Source organism: Streptomyces sp. NPDC052396 (assembly GCF_044593195.1).
Taxonomy (GTDB): domain Bacteria; phylum Actinomycetota; class Actinomycetes; order Streptomycetales; family Streptomycetaceae; genus Streptomyces.
Map to the genome: position 1 here is coordinate 1 of NZ_JBIUAW010000022.1, position 9,907 is coordinate 9,907.

8 protein-coding genes are annotated in these 9,907 nt (G+C 71.2%); 7 read left to right on the forward strand and 1 reads right to left on the reverse strand.

Going from position 1 to position 9,907, the window contains the following annotated elements:
• Positions 1-189 precede the first annotated feature (189 nt).
• Positions 190-1,119 (reverse strand): glycerophosphoryl diester phosphodiesterase membrane domain-containing protein, encoded by a 930-nt coding sequence (locus tag ACIHFE_RS32505; RefSeq protein ID WP_400112390.1) that lies wholly within the window; start codon positions 1,117-1,119, stop codon positions 190-192.
• 471 nt (positions 1,120-1,590) lie between these two features.
• Here ACIHFE_RS32505 and mtnA point away from each other — a divergent pair, with 471 nt between their 5' ends.
• From mtnA to ACIHFE_RS32540, 7 genes are all read left to right on the forward strand, one after another.
• Complete coding sequence (mtnA, locus tag ACIHFE_RS32510; RefSeq protein ID WP_400112392.1) at positions 1,591-2,736, forward strand: S-methyl-5-thioribose-1-phosphate isomerase; 1,146 nt, start codon at positions 1,591-1,593, stop codon at positions 2,734-2,736.
• Positions 2,733-3,410: a two-component system response regulator MtrA gene (mtrA, locus tag ACIHFE_RS32515; RefSeq protein ID WP_229880727.1), complete on the forward strand. Its 678-nt coding sequence runs from the start codon at positions 2,733-2,735 to the stop codon at positions 3,408-3,410. The genes mtnA and mtrA overlap by 4 nt, the downstream gene beginning before the upstream one ends.
• A 1-nt stretch (position 3,411) precedes the next feature.
• On the forward strand, positions 3,412-5,394 hold the full coding sequence (mtrB, locus tag ACIHFE_RS32520) for an MtrAB system histidine kinase MtrB (protein ID WP_400112394.1): 1,983 nt from the start codon (positions 3,412-3,414) through the stop codon (positions 5,392-5,394).
• Positions 5,391-7,205, forward strand: a complete 1,815-nt coding sequence (locus tag ACIHFE_RS32525) for an LpqB family beta-propeller domain-containing protein (protein WP_400112396.1) — start codon at positions 5,391-5,393, stop codon at positions 7,203-7,205. The genes mtrB and ACIHFE_RS32525 overlap by 4 nt, the downstream gene beginning before the upstream one ends.
• A 97-nt stretch (positions 7,206-7,302) precedes the next feature.
• On the forward strand, positions 7,303-8,070 hold the full coding sequence (locus tag ACIHFE_RS32530; RefSeq protein ID WP_400112398.1) for a ComF family protein: 768 nt from the start codon (positions 7,303-7,305) through the stop codon (positions 8,068-8,070).
• A 291-nt stretch (positions 8,071-8,361) separates the two neighbouring features.
• A complete protein-coding gene (gene hpf, locus ACIHFE_RS32535) occupies positions 8,362-9,048 on the forward strand; it encodes a ribosome hibernation-promoting factor, HPF/YfiA family (RefSeq protein WP_400112400.1) in 687 nt (228 codons plus the stop codon).
• Between the two features lie 197 nt (positions 9,049-9,245).
• Positions 9,246-9,907, forward strand: a 662-nt coding sequence (locus tag ACIHFE_RS32540; protein WP_400112401.1) for a response regulator, incomplete at its 3' end; no start/stop codon positions are given.

Here is a 9,907-nt window from a genome sequence, read left to right on the forward strand (position 1 = left end):
ATGGGGGACCGTGTGGGAGAGTAGGACGCCGCCGAACAATTATTAGCCGTAAGGCCGGTCCAGGATATGGATCGGCCTTACGGCATTTTTGCGTTCAGGGGCGGTTGTGGTTGGTGCCGCTCTCCGCTCTCCGGGACGCGGGCGGACAGATGGTGTGCCGTCCCGCGTCCCAGGAGGCCGGAGAGAGACTCAGGCGGGTTGCTGCTCTTCGCGGCCGGCCCGTATAAGTTCAAGATCAAGAGATTCCCGGCGAATGCGCTGGTCGACATAGAGCAGCACCGTGACGCCGGCCATGACCGGCAGGGTGAGAGTGGAGCTGATGGTCGCGCCGATGCCGGAAATGATGAGCGAAGTCCAGGTCAGCTGGTCGGTCGGCTCGACGGATCCGGAGGCAATGGTCTGGACAATGGTGATCGGAATGTTGATCACCGTGGTTGCCGCCATGGCGACAAGAACGCCGAGCAGCTGAATGCCGAGAATGCGCCACCAGGATTCCCGGACCAGTTTCGCGGAACGCCGCATGGCGGAGAGAACACTCTGCTTTTCCAGCATCAGTGCCGGAGTCGCCAGCGAATAACGTACCCAGATCCACACCATTGCCGCCGTGCCGGCGAGGGCCCCGAGGGCCATCAGCAGTCCGGCGAGCGTACCGGCCCCGGCCGCGTAGAGCACCAGGCCCGGCACCAGACCCACGCACAGTGCGGCCGACATCATGAGCGGGACCAGGCAGAGCAGGCCGCCCATGCGCAGCAGCTGGGGACGGGCGTTTCGCCAGGCCTCGGCGATGGAGGCGGGGCGGCCGAGGACGGCCCTGCTGACGACCACGGTCAGCATGGCGGTGGCGACGATCGAGCCGATCAGGCCGAGGGCCGCGGAGACGGCCAGGGTGCCGATGCTGCTGCCCATGGCGTCCAGGATTTCCCTGGGCGTCGCGGAATCCTTGAGGCTCTCCACGTCGACGGCGTCGCCGAACCAGAGGCCAGTGGCTATGGTCGACAGCGTCTGGGTGACCACGGCCAGGCAGGCCGAAATGGCCAGGGCCGTGCGCCAGTAGCGGCGCGTGGTGTTGATCGCGCCCTGCACGATCTCACCGACGGCCAGCGGGCGCAGCGGGATCACACCCGGCTGCGGGGCCTGCGGCGGCGGGGGTGTCCAGGGCCCCCAGCCCGGCCATCCACCGGGGCCCGGTCGGCCGCCGCCGTATCCGCCATGGCCGCCAGGGGGCGGTCCTCCCCAGGGCGGTCCCGCAGTGGGTCCCCACTGGTGCCCGGGCGGCTGCTGGTGAGCCCACTGGGAGGCGTGCGCGGCCTGGTCCGTCCCTGGGGTTTCCTCCGTGGGTTGTGCGTCGCTCACCTCGGCGGGGTGCTGCGGGGCGGCATCCGGTTGCTCTTCGGGCCGGGGGGATCCGGGCGAGTTCCGGCCCGGAAAGTCGTTCATGGTCTGTCGCTCCTTCGGGGCCCGTGTGCCGGTGCGGCGGCCGGGCCTTTGCCGGACATCGTGTCACGCTGCCCTTCGCCGGCCCGGGCTCGTAAGGAGGAGAGGGCGCGAGGGGCCCTTCAAACCTGGTTGCCCGCGCGGCAGACTGGACTAATGGCCGATCACTACGCGCTGTCCGAGGACGCCGTCGATTGCTCCGCCGTCACAGCACTGCGCTGGGACGAGCCACCCGAGGGGCCCGTGGTCGTGTTGCTGGATCAACGGCGCCTGCCCGCGCGGGAAGTCGAGCTGGTCTGTACGGACGTTCCGGCGCTGGTGGAGGCGATACGGACGCTGGCGGTGCGCGGTGCGCCGCTGCTGGGCATCGCCGGGGCCTATGGGGTGGCGCTGGCGGCCGTCCGCGGCTTTGACGCGGAGGAGGCGGCCGGGATGCTGGCCGGTGCCCGGCCCACCGCGGTCAACCTGGCGTATGGCGTGCGGCGCGCGCTGGCCGCGTACCGCGGGGCCATGGCGGGCGGGGAAACCGCCGAGCGGGCCGCCGAGGCGGCGCTCGCCGAGGCGCGGGCGCTGCACCGCGAGGATGCCGAGGCCAGTACCCGGATGGCGGCGCACGGTCTGGCGCTGCTGGGGGAGCTGGCGCCGGGCGGGGGCTATCAGCTGCTGACCCACTGCAACACCGGGGCGCTGGTGTCGGGTGGCGAGGGCACGGCCTTCGCGGTGGCCGCGGCCGCGCACCGAGCCGGGGAGCTGCGCCGGCTGTGGGTGGACGAGACCCGGCCGCTGCTGCAGGGCGCCCGGCTGACCGCCTATGAGGCGTCCCGGGCGGGGATGGCGTACACCCTTCTGGCGGACAACGCCGCCGGTTCGCTGTTCGCCGCCGGTGAGGTGGACGCGGTGCTGATCGGGGCGGACCGGGTGACGGCCGACGGTTCGGTGGCCAACAAGGTGGGCAGCTATCCGCTGGCCGTGCTGGCCCGCTATCACCATGTTCCCTTTGTGGTGGTGGCCCCCGGCACCACGGTGGATTTCGGCACGCCCGACGGCTCCGGTGTGGAAGTGGAGCAGCGGCCCGGGCATGAGGTGACGGAATTCGCCGTGCCGGGCGACTCGGGAGCGCTTCCTTCGGTGCCGGTGGCGCCGTTGGGGACGCAGGTCTACAACCCTGCGTTCGATGTCACACCGCCGGAGCTGGTGACCGCGATTGTCACGGAAAACGGTGTTGTTTCACCCGTGACCAAGGCGGGATTGGCGGAGCTGTGTGACAGGTCACGATCGGGTAATGGGATGATGTCGATATGAAGGGACGCGTCCTTGTCGTCGACGACGACACCGCACTGGCCGAGATGCTCGGAATTGTGCTGCGTGGTGAGGGTTTCGAGCCGTCGTTTGTAGCCGATGGCGACAAGGCACTTGCCGCTTTCCGTGAGACCAAACCGGATCTGGTGCTGCTCGATCTGATGTTGCCCGGCCGGGACGGTATCGAGGTGTGCCGGCTGATCCGTGGCGAGTCCGGGGTGCCGATCGTGATGCTCACCGCGAAGAGCGACACGGTGGATGTGGTGGTCGGCCTGGAGTCCGGTGCGGACGACTACATCGTCAAGCCGTTCAAGCCCAAGGAGCTGGTGGCCCGTATCCGGGCGCGGCTGCGCAGGTCGGAGGAGCCGGCCCCGGAGCAGCTGACCATCGGCGACCTGGTCATCGATGTGGCGGGGCACTCGGTCAAGCGCGACGGACAGTCCATCGCCCTGACGCCGCTGGAGTTCGACCTCCTGGTGGCGCTGGCGCGCAAGCCCTGGCAGGTGTTCACCCGTGAGGTGCTGCTGGAGCAGGTGTGGGGCTACCGGCACGCGGCGGACACCCGGCTGGTGAATGTGCATGTGCAGCGGCTGCGCTCCAAGGTGGAGAAGGACCCCGAGCGCCCGGAGATCGTGGTGACCGTGCGCGGCGTGGGTTACAAGGCCGGGCCCAGCTGAGATGAGATCAGGCGGTGCCGCTCCGGAGCGCGGCGCGGGGCGGCCCGTGGAGACGGCGGGTGGCATATCGCTGCTGCGGCGGCTGTGGCGGGCGGGGCGGCTGTTGCCTGAAGGGGCTGCCACGGCGCCCGTCCATCCGTTGCTCAGGCTCTATATGCGCTGGGTGCGGCGTCCGCTGCGGCCCGCGATGCGGCTGTGGGTGCGCAATATCCAGCTCCGGGTGGTCGCCACCACGCTGCTGATGTCCATCGCGGTGGTGCTGGTGCTGGGCGTGGTGGTCATCGGGCAGGTGCGCAACGGCCTGCTGGAGGCCAAGCGGAATGCCGCCCAGAGCCAGGCCGAGGGCGGATTCCAGGCGGCCCGGGCGGCCGCCGATCCCGGTGCCGCCGGTGCCGACGGCCGTGGCCAGGACGGTTCGCAGACCGGTGGCCGGGGCAATCCGGATGCCGGGGCCTGGCTGACCGGGCTGGTGCAGCAGTTGGCCAGTGGCGGTCAGGGCGTGTACTACGTGGTGGCGCTGACCACCGGTGCCGGCGATGCCGCCCATGTGGGCACCCGGGGCCCGCGGGCCTCCGGTGACATCGATCCCGAGCGCAGCGTGCCCGCCGATCTGCGCCGGAAGCTGGACGGCACCCGCACCGGTGCCTTCGAGGAACCCACTCTGATCAAGCGCAGCGCCTCCGACGAGGGGGAGCCCGCGCTGGTGATCGGCAAGTGGCTCTATGACGTGGACGGCACGGGCTATCAGCTGTACTACCTCTTCCCCTTCACCCAGGAGGAGAAGTCGCTGAGCCTGATCAAGGGCACCCTGGCGACCGCCGGGGTGTTCCTGGTGGTGCTGCTGGGGGCCATCGCCTGGCTGGTGGTGCGGCAGATCGTCACCCCGGTGCGGATGGCGGCCGGTATCGCCGAGCGGCTGGCGGCGGGGGTGCTCCAGGAGCGGATGAAGGTCACCGGCGAGGATGACATCGCCCGGCTGGGAGAGTCCTTCAACAAGATGGCGCAGAACCTCCAGGTGAAGATCCAGCAGCTGGAGGAGCTGTCGCGGATGCAGCGCAGGTTTGTCTCGGATGTCTCGCATGAGCTGCGGACGCCGCTGACCACGGTGCGGATGGCGGCCGAGGTGATCCATGAGGCCCGGGACGACTTCGACCCGGTGACCGCCCGTTCCGCGGAGCTGCTGTTCGGGCAGGTGGACCGATTTGAGTCGCTGCTGGCCGACCTGCTGGAGATCAGCCGGTTCGACGCCGGTGCGGCGGCGCTGGAGGCCGAGCCGATAGATCTGCGTGATGTGGTCAAGCGGGTGGTGGACGCGGCGCTGCCGCTCGCCGAGCGCAAGGGCAGCCGGCTGCTGGTGCGGGGCGACGGGAAGCCGGTGACCGCCGAGGTGGATCCCCGGCGGGTGGAGCGGGTGCTGCGGAATCTGGTGGTCAACGCGGTGGAGCACGGCGAGGGCCGGGATGTGGTGGTACGGCTGGCGGCGGCCGGCGGCGCGGTGGCGGTGGCGGTCCGGGACTATGGCGTGGGCCTGAAGCCCGGTGAGGCGACCCGGGTGTTCAACCGCTTCTGGCGGGCTGATCCGGCCCGGGCCCGGACCACCGGCGGCACCGGCCTGGGCCTGTCCATCGCGGTGGAGGACGCCCGGTTGCACGGCGGCTGGCTGCAGGCCTGGGGCGAGCCGGGCGGCGGCTCCCAGTTCCGGCTGACGCTGCCGGCCACCGCGGGCGGTGTGCTGCGTGGTTCGCCGATACCGCTGGAGCCGGACGACTCCCGGCGCAAGCGCGGGCTGAACGAGGCCGGGGTGCCGCTGTCCGCGGCCGGCCGGGGAGCGCCGGTGCCGCCGCAGACGAGGACGCCGGTGCGGCCGTCCCCGCCCCCGGTGGTGGACCCGGCGGCCCTGCCGGGCAGCGGTGCGCGCGTGGTGGCGCGCCCGGCGCGCGGTGAGGATCCGGTGGACGAGGCGCGGGACGGGGGGCGGCGATGAGGAACCGCGACCGCGGCCGTGGCCGTTTCGCCCTGCTCGCCCTGGTGGCGGGCGGAGCGCTGCTCGCCGGGTGCGCCTCCATGCCGGAGAGCGGGGAGGTCACCTCGGTGGACTCCTCCCAGCATGCGGACGCCGACTCCCAGGTGCGGGTCTACGGGGTGCCGCCGCGCCGGAACGAGCGGCCCGAGGACCTGGTCAACGGCTTTCTGGAGGCGACCACCAGCGACGACCCGGACTACGCCACGGCCCGGATGTACCTGGCCAAGTCGGCCCGGCAGCAGTGGAATCCATCGGCCTCCACCACCATCCTCACCGAGATGCCCAAGGTGCGGCGGGAGCGTTCCGGCGACCGGGAGTCGGGGCTGCTCATCACCCTCACGGGGAAGCAGCTGGCGCGAGTTGACGACAAGCATGCCTACAAGCCGGATGAGCGCCCCTTCCAGACCGGGATCCACCTGGCCCAGGAGGGCGGCGAGTGGCGCATCGACTCCCCGCCGCCCGGGCTTGTGCTGGGGGTCTCCGACTTCCAGCGCATCTACCGCTCGGTCAACAAGTTCTATTTCGCCGAACTCGGCGCCGGGGGCGACGGGCAGAGCCGGGACGTCCTGGTGGCCGACCCGGTCTATCTGCGCAGGCGGATAGACCCGGTGACCTCCACGGTGAACGCGCTGCTGGACGGCCCGACCACTTGGCTGGACCCGGCGGTGGCCACCGCCTTCCCGCCGCATACCCGGCTGAAGGGCAACCGGCTGTCGCTGGACGACTCCAACGCGCTCAAGGTCCGGCTGGACTTCGACGGCCGTGGGGCCGGCCAGGAGCAGTGTCTGCGCATGGCGGCCCAACTCCTCTACACCGCCCAGGAGTCGGCCCGGGTGAACAGTGTGACGGTGCAGAACGGCACCGGCCGCGAGCTGTGCCGCCTCGACCGGGACGAGGCCAAGTACTACGCGCCGGAGCGGATCGCGGGCCGTCCGGACCGGGTGTACTTCATTGACGGGCACCACCGGCTGGTGAGCCTGGCGGACGGCGATGAGGAACCGCGCCGGGTGCCGGGGCCGTTCGGCGCGGACGGCGTGGCCCCCCTGCGCTCGGTGGCCGTGGACCGTGCCGAGCGCCGGGCGGCGGGCGTCTCGGCCAATGGGCAGACGCTGCACATCACCGAGCTGACGCCGGGCGCCTCGGCGGGCGAGGCGCGGCTGACCGTGCACGGCGGCCCCAAGGCGGGGCTGTCCCAGCCCAGTTGGGATGGCATGGGCGATCTGTGGGTCGCCGACCAGGACCCGGACCGTCCCCGGCTGCTGCGGCTGCCGGGCGGGACCGGCAGTCCCGAGGAGGTGCCGCTGCCCTCGCTGGGCGGCGGCCGGATCAGCGGGGTACGGGTGGCGGCGGACGGGGTGCGGATCGCCCTGCTGATCACCAAGGGCGACCGTACGGCGCTGTGGCTGGGCCGGGTGGACCGGCACGGCGGCGGCTCCAAGCCCGTCGAGCTGTCGGTGGCGGACCTGCGCGCGGTGGCGCCCCGGCTGGTGGATGTGGATGGCGTCTCCTGGGCGGGCGGCAGCCGGCTGCTGGTCGCCGGCAGTGAGCAAGGCGGCCTGCCGCAGCTGCAGTTCGTGGAGACGGACGGTTCCACCTCGAACTCCTCCACGCTGCCCGGGATCACGGGGGTGGGCGGGGTGGCCGCGCCGGACACCCCCGGAAAGGCCCAGGCCCTGCTGGCCGAGCGGGACGGCGGACTGGTGCGGCTGCTGCCGGACACCAACTGGAAGCCGGTGCCGGGGGAGGGTTCGGCACCCGTCTATCCGGGTTGACGCTTCGGTTGACGCGGGCCCTGCCAAGTGGCCGCTCGCTACCCAGAGTTATCCACAGGGGTGGCGCGGTCCGGGGACAGACGGAAGACTTGCCCCCATGCGCGGATGGCTGCGAGAGATCACCGGCCTGGTGCTGCCGGCCGAGTGCGTGGGGTGCGGGGCGGCGCACACCCTGCTGTGCGCGGACTGCCGTGCCGAGCTCGCCGGGCGCCCGGCCTGGCGCGCCTGGCCGGATCCGGTGCCGGAGGGGCTGCCGCCGGTGTACACCGCCGCCTGGTACACGGGCCCGGTGCGCCAGGCCCTGCTCGCCCACAAGGAACGGGGAGCGCTGACCCTGGCGGAGCCTCTGGGCGGCGCGCTGGCGGGCGCGGTGCGCAGGGCCGGTGGCACAGGCGCGGGAAGGGGCGCACGGGGCTGTGAGGGGCCCCTGGTGCTCGTCCCGGTGCCTTCCGCGCGGAGTGCGGTGGCCAGACGGGGGCAGGATGCCGGGCGGCGGCTGGCCCGGGCGGCGGCCCGGACGCTGTGCCGGGGCGGGGTGCCGGCCCGGGTGGCGCCGGTGCTGGCCCACCGGCGCGCGGTGGCCGACCAGGCCGGGCTGGACGCCCGGCAGCGGCGGGCCAATGTGGCGGGCGCCCTGTCCATGTCCCGGAACGCGGGCCGCCACTGGCCCGGGAGCGGGGCGGTGGTGCTGGTGGACGATCTGATGACCACCGGGTCCTCGCTGCTGGAGGCGGCGCGGACGCTCCGGGCGGCGGGCCGCCCGGTGGCGGGGGCGGCGGTGGTCGCGGTAACGCCCCGCGAGGGTCCGGCCGCACCTGGTTTCCGGCGTCAACCGGAACTGACCGGTAACCGCCATCGTTCCTGATGGAAACGGTGGTGGAACACCTGAATGGAGGTACACCGCGGTAAGGGGTACCGACAGGCTTCCGGGCGAGATATGTTCGGTTGTGAGGAATGGCAGAGGCTATGCCTCATATCTCCGAATGGCGCGTTTCAGGTGCCGTCGAAGAAGCTGGGAACGGTGGGATGTAGATCTTGCCGTTGGGGGAGGAGGAGGTGAAACCGCCGTGTCGGTGGCCTCGGGTATCCCCGGGGTCTGATGCAAGAGGGATGCGCTTCGCACCTTCGGCGGAGCCATCCGGGAACGGAGTTCTGCGTGGACATCGTCGTCAAGGGCCGCAAGACAGAGGTGCCCGACCGCTTCCGCAATCACGTGGTCGAGAAGCTGAAGCTGGACAAGATCCAGAAGCTCGACGGCAAGGTGATCAGCCTCGACGTGGAGGTGTCCAAGGAGCCCAACCCCAGGCAGGCCGACCGCTCGGACCGAGTGGAGATCACGGTGCGCGGCCGCGGGCCGGTGATCCGGGCGGAAGCCGCAGCGAAGGATCCGTACGCCGCCCTGGACTTGGCAACGGCCAAGCTGGAGGCGCGGCTGCGCAAGCAACACGACAAGCGCCTCTCCCGCCGGAACAACGGACGCGTTCCGGCAGGCCTGGTGGCGCTCACCGCCGGAGGGGCGGAGCTGAACGCCAGTGGGGAGTTCACCGCCGATGAGGGGGCGGACAAGGTCCCGACGACCCGCATGGGATCGCTGGAGATCCAGGGCGAGGGCCCGGTCGTGGTCCGGGAGAAGACGCACACCGCCGCTCCCATGACGCTCGACCAGGCGCTCTACGAAATGGAGTTGGTCGGCCACGACTTCTATCTGTTCGTCGACTCCGACACCAAGATGGCCAGTGTCGTCTACCGGCGGCACGGCTATGACTACGGCGTCATCCACCTCAATCCGGATCCGTTCGCCGAGGAGGTGCCCGGCGGTGCGGGCGGAGCGCTCGGCGGCTGAGTCGTAGCCACTCACGGTGACGGTGCCCCGGAGTTTCCGAGGAGCCTCCGGGGCGCCGTCGTGCGAGCGCGGAAGCCCCCGCCCGATCGTCCGGCATGAAATCATGGCCGGGCGTCCAACGGCCGGTCATCGCGGACCGGTTGAAGCGGAAGCAGCACTCAGACCGCGAGGGGCCATGGCCTTCAGGGGGAGGAACGATGGCGAACAGGTTCGGACCCGTGACCGGTCCGGTCGAGGACGACGGCGACGGCGCCTGCGCGGAACCGGGTGCGACGGCGGCCGGGGAACCGATCCGGGTCCTGGTCGTGGACGACCACGCGCTCTTCCGGCGCGGGCTGGAGATCGTGCTGGCCCAGGAGGAGGACATCCTGGTGGTCGGCGAGGCCGGGGACGGGGCGGAGGCGGTGGACAAGGCCGCCGACCTGCTGCCCGACATCGTGCTGATGGATGTCCGGATGCCCAAGCGCGGCGGCATCGAGGCCTGCACCTCCATCAAGGAGGTGGCCCCCAGCGCCAAGATCATCATGCTGACGATCAGCGATGAGGAGGCCGACCTCTATGACGCGATCAAGGCGGGGGCGACCGGCTATCTGCTGAAGGAGATCTCCACCGACGAGGTGGCCACCGCCATCCGGGCGGTCGCCGACGGCCAGTCGCAGATCAGCCCGTCCATGGCCTCCAAGCTGCTCACCGAGTTCAAGTCGATGATCCAGCGCACGGACGAACGCCGCCTGGTCCCCGCTCCCCGGCTCACCGACCGCGAGCTGGAGGTGCTGAAGCTGGTCGCCACCGGGATGAACAACCGCGACATCGCCAAGGAGTTGTTCATCAGCGAGAACACGGTGAAGAACCATGTGCG